Source organism: Colwellia sp. 5_MG-2023 (assembly GCF_030547795.1).
In the GTDB taxonomy this organism is placed as follows: Bacteria; Pseudomonadota; Gammaproteobacteria; order Enterobacterales; family Alteromonadaceae; genus Colwellia.
The window spans coordinates 263242-282724 of record NZ_JAUOPW010000001.1 but is presented as its reverse complement, the minus strand read 5'-3'; the positions used below and the strand labels follow the sequence as shown (position 1 = coordinate 282724).

General features: G+C 36.3%; 16 protein-coding genes. 5 read left to right on the top strand and 11 right to left on the bottom strand.

The annotated features are described in order from the left end of the window. Window positions 1-104: 104 nt before the first annotated feature. Window positions 105-1592, top strand: coding sequence for a sodium/proline symporter PutP (gene putP, locus Q4496_RS01160; RefSeq protein WP_289847548.1), 1488 nt, complete (start codon window positions 105-107; stop codon window positions 1590-1592). Window positions 1593-1703: 111 nt separating this feature from the next. Next, complete coding sequence (locus tag Q4496_RS01155; RefSeq protein WP_303609794.1) at window positions 1704-3293, top strand: YdiU family protein; 1590 nt, start codon at window positions 1704-1706, stop codon at window positions 3291-3293. A 21-nt stretch (window positions 3294-3314) separates the two neighbouring features. On the opposite strand, the gene Q4496_RS01150 is transcribed toward Q4496_RS01155, so the two are convergent. The 8 genes from Q4496_RS01150 to Q4496_RS01115 all read right to left on the bottom strand — a co-directional run bounded on the left by Q4496_RS01150 (window position 3315) and on the right by Q4496_RS01115 (window position 12074). Continuing rightward, window positions 3315-4079 carry a DUF3379 family protein gene (locus tag Q4496_RS01150; protein WP_252727572.1) on the bottom strand — a complete coding sequence of 255 codons (765 nt, stop codon included), beginning with the start codon at window positions 4077-4079 and terminating at the stop codon, window positions 3315-3317. Beyond that, on the bottom strand, window positions 4069-4587 hold the full coding sequence (locus Q4496_RS01145) for a sigma-70 family RNA polymerase sigma factor (protein ID WP_215973800.1): 519 nt from the start codon (window positions 4585-4587) through the stop codon (window positions 4069-4071). Before Q4496_RS01145 ends, Q4496_RS01150 begins: the two co-directional genes overlap by 11 nt. A 97-nt stretch (window positions 4588-4684) precedes the next feature. Then, window positions 4685-6418 (bottom strand): BatD family protein, encoded by a 1734-nt coding sequence (locus tag Q4496_RS01140; RefSeq protein WP_303609793.1) that lies wholly within the window; start codon window positions 6416-6418, stop codon window positions 4685-4687. Further along, window positions 6412-8427, bottom strand: coding sequence for a VWA domain-containing protein (locus Q4496_RS01135; protein ID WP_215973801.1), 2016 nt, complete (start codon window positions 8425-8427; stop codon window positions 6412-6414). Before Q4496_RS01135 ends, Q4496_RS01140 begins: the two co-directional genes overlap by 7 nt. Window positions 8428-8446: 19 nt before the next feature. Then, window positions 8447-9436 (bottom strand): VWA domain-containing protein, encoded by a 990-nt coding sequence (locus Q4496_RS01130; RefSeq protein WP_215973802.1) that lies wholly within the window; start codon window positions 9434-9436, stop codon window positions 8447-8449. After that, a complete protein-coding gene (locus tag Q4496_RS01125; RefSeq protein WP_303609792.1) occupies window positions 9433-10014 on the bottom strand; it encodes a DUF4381 domain-containing protein in 582 nt (193 codons plus the stop codon). Before Q4496_RS01125 ends, Q4496_RS01130 begins: the two co-directional genes overlap by 4 nt. Next, window positions 10002-11081 carry a DUF58 domain-containing protein gene (locus Q4496_RS01120; protein WP_215973804.1) on the bottom strand — a complete coding sequence of 360 codons (1080 nt, stop codon included), beginning with the start codon at window positions 11079-11081 and terminating at the stop codon, window positions 10002-10004. Before Q4496_RS01120 ends, Q4496_RS01125 begins: the two co-directional genes overlap by 13 nt. Before the next feature lie 27 nt (window positions 11082-11108). Next, complete coding sequence (locus Q4496_RS01115; RefSeq protein WP_215973805.1) at window positions 11109-12074, bottom strand: MoxR family ATPase; 966 nt, start codon at window positions 12072-12074, stop codon at window positions 11109-11111. A 325-nt stretch (window positions 12075-12399) separates the two neighbouring features. On the opposite strand from Q4496_RS01115, the gene fadI reads away from it, so the two are divergent. The 3 genes from fadI (at window position 12400) to Q4496_RS01100 (ending at window position 16801) form a co-directional block, all read left to right on the top strand. Further along, window positions 12400-13704 carry an acetyl-CoA C-acyltransferase FadI gene (gene fadI, locus Q4496_RS01110; protein WP_215973806.1) on the top strand — a complete coding sequence of 435 codons (1305 nt, stop codon included), beginning with the start codon at window positions 12400-12402 and terminating at the stop codon, window positions 13702-13704. Next, window positions 13704-15899, top strand: coding sequence for a fatty acid oxidation complex subunit alpha FadJ (gene fadJ, locus Q4496_RS01105; protein WP_303609791.1), 2196 nt, complete (start codon window positions 13704-13706; stop codon window positions 15897-15899). The genes fadI and fadJ overlap by 1 nt, the downstream gene beginning before the upstream one ends. A gap of 689 nt (window positions 15900-16588) precedes the next feature. Next, the gene (locus tag Q4496_RS01100; protein WP_215973808.1) at window positions 16589-16801 is read left to right on the top strand and encodes a hypothetical protein; all 213 of its coding nucleotides are present in this window, start codon (window positions 16589-16591) and stop codon (window positions 16799-16801) included. A gap of 291 nt (window positions 16802-17092) precedes the next feature. Here the strand turns inward: Q4496_RS01100 and Q4496_RS01095 are convergent, their stop codons facing one another. The 3 genes from Q4496_RS01095 to Q4496_RS01085 form a co-directional block, all read right to left on the bottom strand. Then, window positions 17093-17509: a hypothetical protein gene (locus Q4496_RS01095; RefSeq protein ID WP_215973809.1), complete on the bottom strand. Its 417-nt coding sequence runs from the start codon at window positions 17507-17509 to the stop codon at window positions 17093-17095. 248 nt (window positions 17510-17757) lie between these two features. Next, window positions 17758-18711: a 23S rRNA (adenine(1618)-N(6))-methyltransferase RlmF gene (rlmF, locus tag Q4496_RS01090; RefSeq protein WP_303609790.1), complete on the bottom strand. Its 954-nt coding sequence runs from the start codon at window positions 18709-18711 to the stop codon at window positions 17758-17760. After that, a complete protein-coding gene (locus Q4496_RS01085; protein ID WP_215973811.1) occupies window positions 18711-19187 on the bottom strand; it encodes a DUF2947 domain-containing protein in 477 nt (158 codons plus the stop codon). Before Q4496_RS01085 ends, rlmF begins: the two co-directional genes overlap by 1 nt. Window positions 19188-19483 lie beyond the last annotated feature (296 nt).

Below are 19483 nucleotides of genomic sequence, written 5' to 3'. Positions count from 1 at the left end.
GTACTTTTTATAGGAAGATTATGCCACTAAGGTTTATTTTTAGTGGCTTTCTTGATAGCGTAGGTAGGTATTTCACAAAATAAAAACAATTTAAGGGGTAACACTTGGAATTTGGAACAATGGTTTCGTTAGCGCTATATTTTATCATTATGTTAGGTATCGGAATTTACGCCTTCAAAACATCAACAGATGATGTGTCAGGATTTATGTTAGGAGGGCGAAACTTAAGCCCTGGAGTTGCAGCTTTATCTGCAGGTGCATCTGATATGAGTGGCTGGATGTTAATGGGGTTACCAGGAGCAATGTATGTTTCAGGTATGAGTAGCTTGTGGATTGCATTTGGTTTGGTTATTGGTGCTTTTTTAAATTATATAATTGTCGCGCCACGCCTGAGAACTTATACCGAAGTAGCGAATGACTCTATAACTTTACCTGACTTCTTTGAAAACCGTTTTAATGATAAATCTCGTTTATTAAGAGTGGTGTCTTCTGTTGTTATTGTCGTCTTTTTCACTCTGTATACCTCAAGTGGTATTGTTGCTGGCGGTAAACTGTTCGAAAGCTCTTTTGGTTTGAATTATGAAGTTGGCCTGTATGTAACAGCGGGTGTTGTCGTCGCTTATACTTTTTTTGGTGGTTTTTTAGCTGTTAGCTTAACTGATTTTGTTCAGGGCTGCATTATGTTCATAGCACTTGTTTTAGTGCCTGTGGTAGCGATTAACGAAGTAGGTGGTATCAATGAGGTACAACATACTGTAAGTAATATTAACCCTGAACTATTAGATATTTTTAATGGTGTTGGCGCAATCAGTATTATTTCGGCAATGGCATGGGGCTTGGGGTACTTTGGCCAACCTCATATTATTGTAAGGTTTATGGCGATACGAAGTGTAAAGGATATGCCCGCAGCACGACGCATTGGTATGAGTTGGATGATAGTGGCTATCATTGGTGCAATGGGGACAGGCTTTGCGGGGATAGCTTATGTTGCTAAAACAGGTATGTCTCTTAAAGATCCGGAAACGATTTTCATTTTATTATCGCAAATTCTATTTAGTCCACTTATTGCAGGCTTTTTATTAGCTGCAATTTTAGCTGCTATTATGAGTACAATCTCGTCTCAATTATTAGTGACATCAAGCTCTTTAACAGAAGATTTTTATAAAACATTTTTACATAAAGAAGCGTCTGATAAGCAACAAGTCATGGTGGGGCGAATTTCTGTTATCTTAGTTGCATTAGTCTCAATTTCTTTAGCTTATGATCGCAATAGCACTATTTTAACTTTAGTGAGTAATGCTTGGGCTGGTTTTGGTGCCGCGTTTGGACCGGTTATTATCGGTAGCTTGTATTGGAAAAAAATGACCAGAAATGGAGCCCTAGCAGGGATGATTACTGGCGCAGTCACAGTATTGCTGTGGATTTATTTACCGGTCACTATTAATGGGCAATCATTAAGCTCAATAATGTATGAAATAGTGCCAGGCTTTATTTTATGTTCTTTGGTTATTTATATTGTTAGTAATATGGCGCCTCAAAATGATAGTGCTATTTTAGCCAAGCATGACGAAATGTTGACCCACCATCCTTAATACATAAAAGAAGGATAATATAAATGAACAGGCATTAGTTTAATGTCTGTTCAGTGTAAATTAATCACTGTTAACAGACGTTGTTTATACAGTTATAACTTGGACAACCCATTGAAATTTTATAATAGTTATTTTGAACTAGGTGCACAATTTTATCAGCGCGTATCACCAGATACAGTGCCAGATCCAAAGCTTTTGTTGTGGAACAAGGCATTAGCCGATGATTTATCGATTACTGAAACATTGCAAGCAGATCACAAACTATTAGCTAAGTACGGCTCAGGTAATGAATTACCTAAAGGGGTCAACTCAATTGCCTTGGCTTATTCAGGACATCAATTTGGTCATTTCAATCCTAATTTAGGGGATGGTCGAGCGCATTTACTTGGTGAGATGCTAGATAAAAAAGGTATTCGTCGTGATATCCAGTTAAAAGGCTCAGGGCAAACTGTTTTTTCAAGACGCGGCGATGGGAAGTGTGCATTAGCGCCAGCTTTACGTGAGTACATGATGAGTGAAGCTCTCTATGCGCTTGGTGTGCCCACCTCTAGGTGTTTAGCTGTAGTAGGTACTGGTGAGTTGATTAACCGAGGCTTGGCTAAACCTGGCGCTGTGGTAACCCGTGTTGCCGCTAGTCACATTCGTGTTGGTAGCTTTCAATACTTTGCCGCTCGCGGCGATATAGATTCATTAACTGCCTTGCTTGATTATACTATTGAGCGTCATTTCCCTGAAATTGATGATCCTAGTCTTAACAATGCAGATGCTGATAGTACAAAGGTTAGTAATCAAAAGCCTTCGCAAGAACAACGTATTTTACAGTTTTTAGAAAAAGCAATTGATAAGCAAATAACCTTAATTACACAATGGTTACGTATCGGTTTTATTCATGGTGTGATGAACACAGATAATACTGCTATAAGTGGCGAAACCATTGATTTTGGTCCTTGTGCAATGATGGGAATCTATGACAATAAAGCTTCTTTTAGCTCTATTGATGAATATGGTCGTTATGCTTTTGGTAATCAAGGAAAAATTGGTCAGTGGAATATGGCTAGATTAGCCGATTGTCTATTAGTGTTATTGAATGACACAGCTGAAAAAGATGCGGATAATAATATTGAAGACGAAGTTAACCAAGAAAAAACGTTAGAAAGCATTGAAGCGATCATTCAGCAATATACAAGTAAATTTGATCAAGCTTATTATGCAATGTATGCGAAAAAGCTGGGTATTAGTGACATAGGTGAAAATCATATGACTTTAATTAATGAGCTTTTAGCCATGATGCAAGCTCAAGAACTGGATTACACACAAACTTTTTATGCACTAACACAATCATTATCAAATAGTGCCCAAGAAAAAGCGTTAATCTCTGAATTTGGTCAATGGTATCAAACATGGATGGAAACCCTAACTCAGCTTAACATCTCAAAAGTAGAAGCAGAAAGCTTGATGTCTAAAAACAATCCATTAGTAATTCCTCGAAATCATCATATCGAGGAGTTACTTGATCGTTGTGAGTTAGTAGTAACAGATAACATGAATTCTAATACATCAGATAACCCAAAAGTTAGCGATATTGTAAATGACTTTCTTCAAGTTATCTGTTCACCATATAAAGAACTTACGAATACTAAATATTACCAAGACGCACCGCAAGATAAAGACCAATATTATCAAACCTTTTGTGGTACTTAGTTTTTCTAATTAGTGTCCTAATTAAATAGACCAGTTAATATTGTTGCTAATAGCACGTTGCCATTGGCTTAATGATTCGTTTTTATTAGCAACAACAATAATATCATTTTCTTGATAACTAAGAGATTCACCTTGTAAATTATCATCATGAAACTTATCAACAAATTCAAGATGTTCTTTCTTAGGCACAACAAATACCGCCACAGTATCGGTTACCCCTTTAAATACTAAGTGTAGGCTTTTCATACCATCAAATCGGCAGTAATCTGCAGCAATCAATTCACCCATTGAATCACTAAAGCTGCCATTAAAAGTAACCATTTTTTGATTTAATGAGTCTAAGCTGACTTTAGCATTTGTACTATTAGAAAATGAACCTTGTTCATAGTAGACGTGGGCAAGAGCATAATCACCTAAATTGTCATAATTATAGCTATTAGAAAATTGTAAGTAATTCACTACTATTCCAGCAATTATTGCGACAGATGCGGCTAAAGCTAAATGGATACGTGATTTACGTTTATTTTGTTGGTGGCTTTTGAGTGTTTGACGTAAAAGTAATTTATCACATAAATCGTCAGGCACAGGAATACTCATTGCTTGTTTGATTCTTTCATCAAGCATGCAAAGCTCTTGGGCTAATTGCTTTTTCGCAGGATCATCATTTTGAGCCGCGATTATATCTTCATCTAAGCTGCTAGGGTCAGCATAGATGCTGCGCCTAAATTGTAAGTCATCCATTTTCGTTTCAGATGTCATATCTTTACTCGTTGTACTATTTTTCATGGAGAAATCTCGCCTTTTCAGGCTCTTTTTCTAAAGCTTCTTTTAACTGGTTTCGAGCTCTAAATAATCGAGTCATTACCGTATTTTTGTTTAAGTCTAATAATTTAGCTATATCTTCACCACTGTAGCCACCTAGTATTTGTAGTACTAATGGCTCGGAGTATTCCGGCGGTAATTGAGCTATTTTATCTCTTAACCATTCGTTTTCTATCTCTTGTTCAGTACTAGTGGATTGCGTATCCATTATACTGTCCTCTTCATATTCACTCATATCAAAGCGTTTTCGTTCAAATCGCCTTGCATTTTCGCGCCTTAAAATGGTTATTAACCATGATTTAGCGGCTTTTTCATCTTTTAATGAGTCAAGTGCACGCCATGCTCTTAAAAAGGTTTCTTGTACTAAATCTTCAGAAACCTGTTTGTCGTGAGTTAACCAATATGCGTATCGGTATAAATCACTATGCAGCCCTTTTACCAGAGCTTCATACCTAACTTGTTTTGTCGCCATGCAAATGCCTTAATGGACTCAATATATCAGACCTGATATTTATTATATTAATTTCAACTTTTATTTAAATTCTTTATTAAATGTGTTTATTTTAGTATTAAGACGGATTTAATGTGAATTTAGGTTGTTGTTTATTTTTATTACCTGAAGCATTAATTTGTTGAATTGCCTTTAATAGTTTATCTCCAACCCATGTTTGTTCAGTTACGTCTTTACCATATAGGTATAGCTGAATTTCATCAATAGCTGAAGTAAATTCTTCATTATCTATTTTTATTAAAGCCTCAGATAAGGTCGATATTGCACTTCCTTCCTGATTTAAAGGTAAGGTATTTAACCAAGGTAGAACTAAATTAAGAGTTTGTTCGGCATCATTTTTTTTACAAGCAGCCATCAAGGCAAGATAATGATTATTTACTGCCTTTATCTTGTTAGGTTCTACTTGTTTAGTGGTAGTGCGTTTTAAATACCAAACATGGCACGCCCAAGCAAAAGTGGTTAAAATCCATAAGCCTAAAAATAACCACTGTAACGAGCTCGTTTTTTCAACAATGTTAGGTGGCGATAGGGGTACAGGTGAAACTGCTGTTTGTCCTTGCGATACTATAGGTGTATTTACCATATTGCTTGTTACAGAAGTCGGGGCATCAGGATTCGGCTTAATGCTAATTGTCTGCTCTGGTAAGATTGCTTCTTGATATTTATTCGTTATGGTATTCCACCAAGCAATGGTTATTTTAGGTAGAGTATAGTCACCAGGTTGGCTGGCAACTAAAGCAAAGTTTTGTCTTTTTTGACTAATTAAGCGTTCTTTTGTTAAGTTTGAATGTAATTCAGGTTGATCTGGATATATTTTCAAACCGCTTGGTGCTTCCATCATTATTTGAGGAAGCTGTGCTTTAGCTAAACCGGCTGCGGTTAATGTAATTGTACGTGTAATCGGCTCACCTACTTTAAATTCTTGAGGCTCTGGTTGCCATTCTTGATGCAAGGTAAGTAATTCACTAGGTAACCAGCTAGTATTCTTATCTAAAGGAAAGCTGTCAGGAATTGGGCGTACATTAAGCGCTATTTTTTCACCTATAATATTAATAGGTTTAGTGTCACCAAAGCTTAAAAACCCAGAGCGACGTTGTGATTGAACCATAATATCACCAGAGAACATTGGTGTTTCTAGTATTAAATTACCACTTTGCTCGGGCGTAATAGCATAGGTACGTTCAATTATTCTATAACGCTTACCGTTAACAATATTATCACTTTCTTGATCTTTACCTACTTGCTCTATGGTTGCTCCTTGTAAACTTGGTTCAGTTAAGCTACCACGCTGAAGTTGAACACCAACATGTAATTTAACGGTAAGTGTAAGTAGCTGCTGAACATAGATATCTTTTGAGGACAGCTCTGTTGATATAAACACATCTTTTTGTTGAGTCGACGTTGCGTTACTTTGCTCGACTACTTGTACATTAATTGGTTGAGAGCTATGCCCATCTATAGTTAGAGGTGGTATTGTTAAACTGCCAATTGTTTTTGGAATTAATATAATTTTCCAGCGCGTGGTTCTGCTTGTTTCAAAATTGATCATACTCGTTTGTGAGCTGACTTCTGTGCGCGCAACAACAAAATCTTTTAATAGCATTGAGGTATCAAGTGCATCTCGCTCAACATTGTCATCCGCGATAACGGTTAAAATGATTGAGTCATTTTTCATTACAGGATTAGCATCTATGCTTGCCGTAACGCTACTAAGAGCAAAAGCTGTTTGGCTTATTGCTATGGCGGTAATGACGGTTAGTAAGGCTAATACGTTCAAAATAATTTTTACCACTGTTTTTTGACTCCTGGACTAGTGCTATCTTGTTTGCGTTTTTGATATTCTAATTGCATTTTGTTGCGCAGTAATAAATAGGGATCATCTGTTACTTTATTCAATAACTGTTGATGTTTTTGGTCTGTTTCTTTAGCTTGTTGTTCGGCAGCAATTTGTGCGGCTGTTTTTGCTTCATTTTCATTACCTTGTTCTTCAGTTGGCTCTGTACTTTCTGACTGCTGTTCTTTTTCTTCAGACTCTTGCTCTTGTTGTTCTTGGTTAGATTCTTCAGGCTTACTATCTTGTTCTTTGTCATTATTTTCATCTCCTTCAGAGCCTTGTTGACCTTCTTTATTGTCTTGCTCTTGAGACTGATCTCCTGGAGATTGATCATTTTCTGATTGCGAGTCTTGTTGTTCTTGATTTTTATTCTCGTCAGAATCTTGTTCTTGTGAATCCTCGTTTTCTGATTGGTCACCCTGTTGCTCTTGCTGCTCTTGCTCTTTTTGTAGCTGCTTTATTTTTTCTATATTATCTTTAGCATCTTGGAGCTCAGGATTTTTACTTAATGCTTCCTCATAACTTTCAATAGCTTGCTCGTATTGTTGCATTTTAGCTAACGCATTACCTTGATTGTACAAAGAGTCAGCACTATTAGCTTCATCGCCTTTTCTAAAAGCATCTAAAGCTGCTTGGTAGTTACCCGCTTTATAATGAGAGCTACCTTGCCACTGTGAATTTTTAAATTGTTCAGCAGCTCCTTGAAAATTTTCTTGGTTATATTTTTTTTGTGCTTGTTGATCGCTTGTTTCCCATAAGTTTTGCCATAATTTTTTGGAGGTACTTGCGAAAGATGATGTAGCCATTTGCGAATTTTCTACAGTGTTATTTTTTTCAATTTCAGCCGGTTCAGTTGCTGCAAAACTAGAAGAACTAGCGAGTGAAAAAGAAAGTAAAAATAACATAGGCATACAAGTTAAAGGTAATAGTAGAAGTGTACTGCCACGACGAAAATAGCTCAGCATCAAGGGCAGTACTAGTAATAATAACCATGCCCCTTGTTCTTGCCATTGATCACCAGTTTGTTGGCTTTGTTGTTTTTCGCTTTTATTTCTTTCAGACATCGTGTCTTTTACAATTAAATTATTAATATCACTATCATCATTTTTTATGGTTTGATAGTTTCCTTGTCCACGCGATGCTAGCGATTGTAATTTATGGCTTGGCAGCTGTGGCACAACGATAGCACCAGAAGAATCTTTTAATAATTCACCGCTAGGTAAGGTTATAGGAGCGCCACTTTCAGTACCTACACCTAAAATATTTAATTGATGACCAAATTCATTTGACCAGTCATAAATATCGTTTATTTCTTCATTATCGATATCGTCAGTGAACCAATAAATATCGCCATTAAGGTGTCCAGCATTGATCAGCATTTCATGGGCAAGTGTTAATGCGGCCAAAGGATTAGAGCCAGATACTGGCATAATGCCTGGTGTTAATGAAGGTAGTAATAGGGTTATGTTTTTTACATCTTGGGTTAATGGGCTAATGATAAAGGCATCACCAGCATAAGCAATTAACCCAGTATCACCTTCATTGATTTTATTAAGTAAATCAATAGCCTTAAAGCGTGATCTTGTCAGTCTATTAGGCTTTACATCAGTGGCATACATGGAATAAGACATATCCATAATAAGAACGGAGCCGCGTTCCGTTTGGTAAACCGGTTGTGGTAATTTTTTCCACACAGGCCCAGCTAAGGCAATGATACCCAATAAACCGATAATAAAGGGTTTTAACAAAAAAGTTTTACTGCTAAATGAGTTTTTGTTGGTGCTTGAATTAGCACTTCCTTCTACGAGCACTTGGCTTAAATGGCTAGGGAGAAATTTTTGCCAAGGTGATTGATGAAAACGGTGTTTTTTTAATAACCAAAGTACCAGAAATAAAGCAAAGAGTGCCAATAGCCAATAAGGTCTGACAAAATGAAAGTTGCTTAGAAATAAATTAAAAGAGGTCATTGTGATATTTAAACCTAGGTTATTTACGATTGAAGCGAGTAAAATTGATGGCTAAAAAATAGAACATACTAATCAGCAAAGCTAAGGCCAACGGAAAATAAAATAACGCAGTAAGTGGCCTCATTTGTTGTTGCTCTTGTTCTAATGGCTCAAGTTGATCGAGCAATTGATAAATTTCGCTCATATCTTGTCCATCTCGGGCACGAAAATATTTACCGCCCGTTTCTTCAGCTAATTTTGTTAAGGTTTGTTCATCTAATTCGCTCGAAGGGTTAACTCGGCGTGTGCCAAATAATGATTTTTGTAACATTACGTCAGCACCAATACCAATAGAATAAATAGTGATATCTTTGGCAATGGCAAGCTCAAGCGCTTGTTCAGGTGATATTTTTCCTGCGGTATTTTGTCCATCAGTTAATAATAATAAAACTTTGTTAGACTTTTGCTTGGCATCAAAACGTTTTACAGCAAGCCCGATAGCATCACCGATTGCGGTTTTTTGTCCAACTAAACCTAATACACTTTCATCAAGCATTTGTTTAACGGTTTTTCTATCAAAGGTCATTGGTGTTTGCATATAAGCATCATCAGCAAAGAGTATTAAACCAAGCCTGTCTCCTACACGACGTTGTATAAAATCACCTAACACTACTTTTAGCATGTTAAGGCGGTTTACGGTGTTACCATTTAGCTGCATATCTTCTATTTGCATACTGCCAGATAGATCAACGGCAATCATCATTTCTCTGCCTTCGGTAGGAATATCAATAGCATCACCAAGCCATTGTGGTTGACTTAATGCTAATACTGTTAATAGCCAGCATAAGGTCAAAACAATTAATGGCGCTTTCTTATTTTGTTGATGAGTAACATCGACAGAATGACTATCAATTAATTGCGGCATAATTAATGCTGCACTTACTTGAGTACTGTCCTTCTTAGGTAACCAATAAACTAATAGCGGGAGTGGTAAAAGAAGTAATAACCAAGGCCAAGCAAACGTTATCATGCGCTAACTCCTTGACTTTTCTTTAAAGGTGAACTCATATTTTCGTCGGTATTAGTCTCAATCTTTTTTGATGGTTTAGGTGGCAGTGCGTGCGTTAGCCAAAGAATAGCGGCGTGATAAAAGTCGCTATCTGATGACGGAACATTATGTTCATCTTTTTGAGACTGATATTGGTTGATAAAGGCTTCTTTACTTAAACTAGTGAACTTTTCTTGATATTTTATTGGTAATTGAGCTGTTAAAAATGACTGTAATGAATCACCAAAAAGCTTAGCCAATTCTGTCCGAGAAAAATAATGCATAGCCGCCCATTTTAATAGGGCTACCGTGTCATTTATTGAAAGGTTAGGCGTATTTTTTAATTGTATTAATGCTTGTTTTTTTACTTGGTTACGTTGCGCATTTTTTCTCATTTTAATGATAGTGATAATCGCGATAAAAACAATCATTGCGGCTAATAACCACCAACCATAGGCAATAGGGAAGTTAGATATTTGCTCTGGTACATGAATATCTTTTAATTCTATTGTGTTCGCTTGCATTGGGGCTTGAGTTGGTAGAGCGTTTATCGACTGCAAAATTTTGCTCCCTCTTTCAGTTGTTGCTCTAGTGTTCGACCAGCGCTCAAATTAAATACTCTAGCACCAGCTTTAGTAAGTAGTTCAGAACATTGTTCATTGATAGTTTGTGCTTGTTTGTGATAATTCTCTTCAGCTTTTCTATCACCTAAGGTTAATTGTTGGCGATTTTCACCATCCGTTAATACAACGTTAAGTTTTAAAGAACTGCTTGGTAGCGCTTGCTCTAATGGATCGTCAATTAAACAAACGACTAACTCACAATGTTTACTTATTTGTGTTAAATGTCGTAAAGCATCTTGTTGTGCACGATTAGGGGCTTGTTTTAACTGTTGGCCATCGGTAATTAAATATACTAAAGAACCTGGTTTAGCTACTTGTCTAATACGAGCACAGTTATCACTAAAGTAATTTTTATTAGCAGTGCTACTATCTGGTTTTTTATTGATCTCAGCTTGGTTTTCTTGAGGAGAATTGTCATATTGCGCTTTATGTTGAGCAAGATGAATAGCAGTTAGTGAGTGTAAATAATGTAACACGCCTTCCTTGCGACTTCTCGGTTTTAGCTCTAGATGATCATGTTGGTTAAAAACAATGCCACCTAAACGATCACCACGGTTTTTAGCATGCCAAGCAACTAAAGCGGCTAAATGAGCAGCTTGAACAGATTTAAAAAGTAATTGGCTACCAAAATGCATACTGGCACTTAAATCTGTGGCGATAAGAACAGGGCGTTCTAATTCTTCACGAAATAATTTTGTGTGAGTTTTACCTGTTCTTGCCGTAACACGCCAGTCAATTGCTCTAATATCGTCACCCGTTTGGTAATGACGAACTTCGTCAAACTCCATACCTCGACCTTTAATGCGTGATAAGTAATTCCCAGACATTTGTCCTTGAATATTCTTACGTGCAGCTAAGTCAATAAGTGCCGTTTTATTTTGATAATTTAATAGCTCTGTCATGGCAAGTTCAACACCATTGCTATCAATGCTTGCTAGCTGACTTTGACAGTCATTTATCGCTAAATTCTGTTTATTGCGGGTTGTTTTTTGTTTAAACCACATAGTTATTGCCGACCGTATTACTCAATGCTAAGCCACTGCAACTAAGCTTAAAAGATGATCAAGTAATTGATTAGACGAGATACCTTCAGCTTCTGCTTGATAACTAAGTATTATTCTATGTCTTAACACATTATGTAAAACTGCTTGAATATCTTCAGGGCTAACAAAATCACGGTTGTGTAACCAAGCACGAGCACGAGCACATCTGTCTAAGGCAATTGTTGCACGTGGGCTAGCACCAAAAGCTAACCATGATTTAAGTTTCTCATCATATTTTTCGGGTTGACGCGTCGCCATGATCAAATCAACCATATAGGTCTCTAGGGAAGGTGCCATATGGATATTAAGCACTTCATCACGAGCATTAAATATTTCAGCTTGACTTAACACTCTTAATTTTGGCTTTTCTTCATTAGTATTCGTACGCGCTTCGCCACGATTGAGTTTTAAAATCTCTAACTCACTAGCCGCATCAGGATAATCAATTTCTAAATGCATTAAAAAGCGATCAAGTTGCGCTTCAGGTAGAGGATAAGTACCTTCCTGTTCAATCGGGTTTTGTGTTGCCATAACTAAAAATAGATCAGGCAATTGATATGTTTTTCTACCTACAGTTACTTGCCCTTCAGCCATTGCTTCTAATAAGGCTGATTGGACTTTTGCTGGTGCACGGTTAATTTCATCTGCCAATACTAAGTTTTGAAACAAAGGGCCAGCCTGAAAAACAAAAGTGCCATCTTCTGGTCTATAGATGTCAGTACCTGTTAAATCGGCAGGTAATAAATCAGGCGTAAATTGAATACGATGAAAATCAGCTTCAAGCCCATCAGCTAAGGCATTTATAGCACGTGTTTTCGCTAACCCAGGAGGACCTTCAACAATTAAATGACCATTTGCTAATAAAGCGATAAGTAAATTTTCTACAAAAGCAGGTTGACCAATGATTTGTTGTGATAAATGCTGTTTTAATGCTGAAAAATGTTCAATTGCCATAATTATTTTATCTTTATTAATTGTTTAAGAATGCATTGAAATACATTCTGGTATTTAAATAGTTCGACGTACTAAGCCCGAATATTGAAGTGACATGAGTATATATAAGGGTATTGTTAAAGAAAACAAGCATTCTTTGACTTAGTTGTAACAATTTTTTTCTTTTGGTGGTGGTTTAATAAACTATGCTTTTATACTAAGAAAAAAATCAGGCATTGATATTTTCGTATAGTGAGTTAAAATCAGGGTAACAATTGAGAGGTCAGACCTCTTCGCGCTTCGCCTTTTTATTAAAAGAAGCGCTACTAATTAGGAGAAAAAATACATGACAATAAAAATGACCACATCAGCAGGTGAGCGAATTGCTGTTGTAGCAGGGCTTAGAACCCCGTTTGCTAAACAAGCAACTGCTTTTCATGGTGTACCAGCCGTTGATTTAGGTAAGTTAGTAGTCAACGAGTTATTACAAAAGCATGATATTGACCCAAAAATTATTGATCAGTGTGTATTTGGTCAAGTAGTACAGATGCCTGAAGCCCCAAACATTGCACGTGAAATTGTTTTAGGCACAGGTATGAATGTGCATACCGATGCTTATAGCGTATCAAGAGCCTGTGCGACAAGTTTTCAGTCAACAGTAAATGTTGCTGAGTCTATAATGGCTGGTTTTGTTGATGTTGGTATTGCTGGTGGTGCAGATTCCTCGTCAGTAGCACCTATTGGTGTATCGAAAAAATTTGCCCGTACCTTATTAGATTTAAGTAAAACAAAAACACTTGGACAAAAAATAGCCTTAATTCGTAAATTAGGCTTTAAAGATATTTTACCGGTAGCCCCCGCTGTTGCTGAATATTCAACGGGAATTTCTATGGGACAAACGGCTGAGCAAATGGCCAAAACATATAATATTTCGCGTGAAGACCAAGATGCACTTGCTCATAGATCACATACGCTAGCGACTCAAAGCTGGGCGGAAGGTAAATTAGCCGGTGAAGTGATGAGTACACACAGTGAACCTTATAATCGCTTTATTGATAAAGATAACTGTATTCGAGAAAATTCAGTATTAGAAGGTTATGCAAAATTACGTCCTTGTTTTGATAGAAAACACGGCACTGTAACAGCTGCGACTAGTACTGCGTTAACTGATGGTGGCGCGGCTATTTTATTAATGCGCGAAGGACGAGCCAAAGAGCTAGGTTATACGCCATTGGGGTATATTCGTAGTTATGGTTTTGCTGCAATCGATGTTTGGCAAGATATGTTGATGGGGCCAAGCTACGCAACGCCTATTGCTTTAAAACGTGCTGGATTAGAATTGGCAGATTTAGATTTAATAGAAATGCATGAAGCCTTTGCAGCTCAAGCACTTGCGAATATGAAAATGTTTGCTAGTGACAAATTTGCACAAGAGCATTTAGGACGTGATAAAGCTATTGGCGAAATAGATATGAGTAAATTTAATGTTATGGGTGGTTCATTAGCTTACGGTCATCCGTTTGCGGCAACGGGCGCTCGTTTAATTACACAAACGCTAAATGAATTAAATCGACGTGGCGGTGGTATTGGATTAACAACTGCTTGTGCGGCGGGTGGTTTGGGTGCAGCTATGGTAGTGGAGACAGCCTAATGAGTGATAACAAAGAAGTAGTAACGAGTGAAACTTCATCAGTTTCAACTGATGATAATGTAATCAATAGCAATAGCGCTTTCACCTTAGTCCGTCAGGAAAATGGTATTGCTCATTTGGTTATGGATGTTGTTGGCGATACGATGAACACGCTAAAAGCTGAATTTACAGAGCAGGTTGCTGATGTCTTAGCTGAAATCAAAGCGGATGCAGCTATTACGGGCATTGTGCTATGTAGCGGTAAACAAGACTCTTTTGTTGCTGGTGCTGATATTAATATGATCAATAATTGCCAAACAAAAGAAGAAGTAGTGTCGCTTTCTCGTCAAGGGCAAATGATTTTTTCACAGCTTGAACAATTGAATATACCCGTTGTAGCAGCGATTAATGGTGCTTGTTTAGGCGGCGGTTTAGAGCTTGCGATGGCATGTCATGCACGTGTGTGTAGTGACAATGTTAAAACAGCGTTAGGTGTGCCAGAAGTTCAATTAGGCTTATTACCAGGAAGCGGTGGAACACAACGATTACCTAAACTTGTTGGTATTCAAAAAGCGTTAGATATGATGTTAACCGGCAAACAACTTCGCGCAAAACAAGCGTTGAAATTAGGTTTGGTTGACGATGTGGTTCCAAATAGCATCTTAATTGAAACAGCTGAAAAAATGGCGCTTTCGGGTAAATTTAAACGAACAGTGAAGTTTAAATCTTCATTGATTAATAAGTTTTTAGAAGGCACATCTATTGGTCGCGGTATTGTTTATAAACAGGCTGAGAAATCAGTTTTGTCTAAAACAAAAGGTAACTATCCATCACCAATGAAAATTATTCATTGTGTGAAAACTGGTGTAGAAGAATCAGCGGCAAAAGGTTATCAAGTTGAGGCTGAGCATTTTGGCGAGCTAGCGATGAGCCCAGAATCGGCACAACTTCGTAATATTTTCTTTGCGACAACAGAGATGAAGAAAGAGCAAGGTGTTGAAAATGTTATGCCGAGCAAAGTCCTCAAAGCCGGTGTACTTGGTGGTGGCTTAATGGGTGGCGGTATTGCTTTTGTTACCGCAACTAAAGCCAATATTCCAGCGCGTATTAAAGACATTGGTCACGAAGGCATAAGCCATGCGCTAAAATATAGCTACGACTTACTGAATAAAAAAGTTAAGCGTCGCTTTATGCGAAAAAGTGAAATGCAAAAACAAATGTCCATGATCACTGGCTGCACTGATTATTCTGGTTTTAAAAATGTAGATATTGTTGTTGAAGCCGTATTTGAAAACTTAGAATTAAAACAAAATATGGTTGTTGAAATAGAAAGTAAAACTAAAGATTCAACCATTTTTGCTAGTAACACTTCTAGTTTACCGATTGGCAAAATAGCGGAAAAAGCAGCACGACCTGAGAACGTTATTGGTTTACATTATTTTTCACCGGTAGATAAAATGCCATTGGTAGAAATAATCCCTCATGCGACAACTTCAGATCAAACTATTTCGACCACAGTAGCTTTTGCTAAAAAACAAGGCAAAACACCTATTGTTGTTAAAGATAAAGCGGGTTTTTATGTTAACCGTATTTTAGCGCCTTATATGAACGAAGCCGCTATATTATTATTGGCAGGTGAGCCAATTGATAAGCTTGATAAAGCATTAGTTGATTTTGGTTTCCCGGTCGGGCCAATGCAATTACTTGATGAAGTAGGTATTGATGTTGGCGCTAAAATAGGACCTATTTTAGAAGCTGATTTAGGTGAACGATTTGCTGCTCCACCTGCTTTTTCAAAGTTATTAGATGATGGCCGTTTAGGTAAAAAAGCAAATAAAGGTTTTTATTTATACGGCAAGCAAGCTAAAAAAGGTAAGAAGCAAGTTGATGAAGGAATTTATACTTTATTAAACTTAAATCCAGCTGGTAGCTTATCAAGTAATGAAATAGTAAAACGTTGTACTTACTTGATGCTTAATGAAGCGGCACGTTGTCTTGATGAAGGTATTGTTCGTAATGCTCGTGACGGTGATATTGGCGCCATCTTTGGTATAGGTTTCCCACCATTTTTAGGCGGCCCTTTACGTTATATTGACAATATTGGTGCGCAATCTTTAGTTGCACAATTAACGCAATGGTCACAACAGCATGGAGAACGTTACGCACCATGTGAAGCTTTAATTACAATGGCTGAAAATGGTACTAGCTATTATTAAGCTTATACAAAGCTGTAAATGAAATTAAGAGTGTTAAAAAAGTGTCACTTTATTAACCCTATAACTAGGCGGCATAGTTAATCTGTATAGTTAAGCGGTATAGTTAAGTGACATGACTATACCGCTTTACTCTATTCATTGAGCAAAATGCTCACCTACCAAATTAGCTCAGCATATTGAATTACCTTAGTATGCTGAGTGCTTCTCAAAAAAATTAATATTACTTTTTATTCTGTCAGTTAAAATGCTACTCCTTTTATTAAAGGTTATAATACTAACTTTTTGGATTAATGCTGTTGGCTTAATCTCTGTTTATTAATACCAGTTTCATTAATTAAGTGAACAAATTTATACGTAGAAAAAATTGCCAAATACAAGGCATTTATTTCAATAACTAGTTGTTCTAATTATTAAATAAATAACGATGTAGTTGGTGATTTTAGCAAGTAGAAATGATCACATAGTTAGTGAGATTGGTATAAGACTATTTAGGGTTATATTTGGCCGTTATGTGGTAATAATTAGCCACGAAGGCGGATAAAATATGCCGCTTTATTTCTGGTATGAATAATAACTATAGGTATTTTAACTTGAATAAAAGTGGGCAGTTAACTATATTATTGTCGATTTTTTGACGTCTTTAAGTGTAGATAAATATCTGTTGAATATAGGTATTTAGGCGAGGAACTATGTCGTTATTTTTAGTGTTTTTAGGCACATTATTAAGCGTTGTTTGCGGTGCCTTTTTCTATTGTCAGGCATTAGTTGCAGGTTTTGATCGTAAACGATGGACTGTTGCTGGAATAATATTTGGCCCGCTTATATGGCCGATGTTTGTTATGAAAAAGCGTATGCGGTTAAATAGCTTGTTTGGTTTTGAACAGCTTATTTTTAGGGCTTAGTTTCTATTGTATACGGTCTTATGCTAAGTGAACGTGTCACTATTGAATAAATATCTAACATCCATATTAGATATTTATTTATCATTTCTGACAATTGATTTACCAGATAATTACGCTTTTTAAATAAAAGATAAGTTATTAATAACTTATCTCCACCAAGTATTGGCAGAGGTTTCTTTTATTTCGATACGAGCAGCAATAGGGTTACCTTTTTTAGCTTTGCTAGTATTGAAAAACGATTTTAATAAGTTGAACATGGTTGACCTCTGAAATTAAACTTATTTTTAAATATTAAAGTCTACGAGAGCCACGTTTAGCACTAGCTTCTTGCACATCTAGGTTAAATTCATCACTTAAACGACGAGAGCCACGTTTAGCACTAGCTTCCTGAACATCTAGGTTAAATTCATCACTTAAACGACGAGAACCACGTTTAGCACTAGCTTCTTGCACATCTAGGTTGAATTCATCACTCAAACGACGAGAACCACGTTTAGCACTCACTTCTTGAACATCTAAATTAAATACATCGCTTAATCGGCGAGAGCCACGTTTAGCACTAACCTCTTGAACATCTAAATTGAATTCATCACTTAATCTACGAGAGCCACGTTTAGCGCTAACTTCTTGAATATCTAGAATATTAGCATCTGCTGCTGGAACAGGTGAAACTGACATCGCCATTGAAAGTACAATTGAACTTAACATGTATTTTTCCTTTTATAGTTATTAGTTGGTTTAAGATTCATTTCCAATAGGAGTTATGCTTAAACTATGCCAATGAACTATTTATTTAGGACATGTTATCTCTTTAATTACTGTTAATGGGTTACGTTTAATGATTTTAAAGGGCTATACCTCCCTTAATATAACATCAATAATTTTATTTTAAGCTATTGATATTTAAGCTTTAGTTTTGGGGTTAAATATTTTTATTAATGGTAGTTAAGTCTAAATTACATTGTAGTTAGGTTATTTTTAACAAAGCGCCAAGCAATAAAACGACTGACTTTTTGTCCTTGAGCCATGTTAAAAACTTTAATTTCTGACGCTTTCGCTTTTTTTAGCGATAACTTTATTTTAGATAAATGATCTTTATTTGACACTAAACAGGTAAACCAGAGCACTTGGTTTTGAAAAACGATACTTTCTTTGATCATTTGACGAATAAAGGCCAATTCTCCGCCTTGACACCATAACTCAGCTTTTTGACCGCCAAAATTTAATGTATCTACTTTATGCTCTTTTTTACCCGCTGTTTTGCCTTTATTTAGGTTTTTCCATTTACGGTTAGTGCCTGTTGCAGCATCAGTTAATGATTTATGAAATGGAGGATTACATAAAGTGACATGATAAAATTCATTTGGCTTAATAATACCTTCAAAAATCTTAGTGCTGTTATTTTGCAAGCGACAGTTTATTTGCTGCTTAATTTTGGGATTGGCATTAACATTTGCATTTGCCGCTTTTATAGAGACGGGATCTATATCTGAAGCGACAAAAGACCAATTATATTCACTAGCACCTAACATAGGATAAATACAGGTAGCACCAGTACCAATATCTAATACAGAGATTTTACTGCTAATGGCTTTATTCTTTTCCGCTATCAATGCCTTACTTTCTTTCAATAAGTCAGCAAGGTAATGTATATAATCAACACGCCCAGGAATAGGAGGGCACAAGTAGCCTTGAGGAAAGTCCCAATGATCTATTTGATAATGTTTTTTTAGTAAAGCAAAGTTTAAGGCTTTTACTGCATCAGTATTGCTAAAATCAATAGTATCTTGTTGATTATATGGGTTTTTTATAATAAACGCTGATAAGGGAGTATGGACCTTTTTTAAGGTCGCAAAGTCGTAGCCATGACGATGTTTATTACGTGGATGTAATATGGTTTTTATAGTCATTACTTTGGTTTGTCGCCAATTTTAAAATAACCATTACTAGTAAACTGTACTACTTGTTGACGTTTTTTTCCTATTAAAATAGGACCATCATCCATAAATAAGAAGTTTTTCCAACAACGTTTAAACACCGCCCATGTTGTTTCAATAACATTTTCCCTATTTGAGCAATAATAAACCACAGTGTTATTATCCCAAGCAATATGAGTATTGATTAATTCAGGTAATTCTTCATCGTTGCTGTCCCAAATACTTTCCCATTTTCCCTGCTCTTTCCAATTACTTTTGTCGAAAGGCCAGTCGCCTTTTTTAAAAAAGTCAGGATGATCTACTTGGCGACTAATAAAAGTATCCCACAATACATTCGCGCGATCTTTGGCCATAGGTTTAATTTTGGTTAAATCGTTTTCACTAATAGGAAGACTTTTATGTTTAAAGATCCAAGCATTCTTTAATTGTTCTAGTGGGATGTAGCTCATTAATTAGGCTCTATGATTATACTAAGGCTTATTGGTAGATTATACGGGAGTCGATATTATTTTATATAGGAAATCAGTGACTTTTTTTAAGGAAGTAAAGTAAAGGATGAAAATAGCGTCAATTAAGCAAAAAAATAGCGGTTTATCTCATAGCGGATGATTTAGTTTTGTTAATCGAAATCATTTTTTCTGAAGAATTATTCACTCTTATCTTTCAAGTTATTTATTAGTGTTATTTTCAATCAACAATAGTACAACTATAAAGCTAAAATAGAATAATATTTACTATTCATTGC

Coding starts and splice junctions, on each gene's coding strand:
- Q4496_RS01150 (WP_252727572.1), bottom strand. CDS start 4,079: ATGAAAAATAGTACAACGAGTAAAGATATGACATCTGAAACGAAAATG.
- Q4496_RS01145 (WP_215973800.1), bottom strand. CDS start 4,587: ATGGCGACAAAACAAGTTAGGTATGAAGCTCTGGTAAAAGGGCTGCAT.
- Q4496_RS01135 (WP_215973801.1), bottom strand. CDS start 8,427: ATGACCTCTTTTAATTTATTTCTAAGCAACTTTCATTTTGTCAGACCT.
- Q4496_RS01130 (WP_215973802.1), bottom strand. CDS start 9,436: ATGATAACGTTTGCTTGGCCTTGGTTATTACTTCTTTTACCACTCCCG.
- Q4496_RS01120 (WP_215973804.1), bottom strand. CDS start 11,081: ATGTGGTTTAAACAAAAAACAACCCGCAATAAACAGAATTTAGCGATA.
- Q4496_RS01115 (WP_215973805.1), bottom strand. CDS start 12,074: ATGGCAATTGAACATTTTTCAGCATTAAAACAGCATTTATCACAACAA.
- fadI (WP_215973806.1), top strand. CDS start 12,400: ATGACAATAAAAATGACCACATCAGCAGGTGAGCGAATTGCTGTTGTA.
- fadJ (WP_303609791.1), top strand. CDS start 13,704: ATGAGTGATAACAAAGAAGTAGTAACGAGTGAAACTTCATCAGTTTCA.
- Q4496_RS01100 (WP_215973808.1), top strand. CDS start 16,589: ATGTCGTTATTTTTAGTGTTTTTAGGCACATTATTAAGCGTTGTTTGC.
- Q4496_RS01095 (WP_215973809.1), bottom strand. CDS start 17,509: ATGTTAAGTTCAATTGTACTTTCAATGGCGATGTCAGTTTCACCTGTT.
- rlmF (WP_303609790.1), bottom strand. CDS start 18,711: ATGACTATAAAAACCATATTACATCCACGTAATAAACATCGTCATGGC.
- Q4496_RS01085 (WP_215973811.1), bottom strand. CDS start 19,187: ATGAGCTACATCCCACTAGAACAATTAAAGAATGCTTGGATCTTTAAA.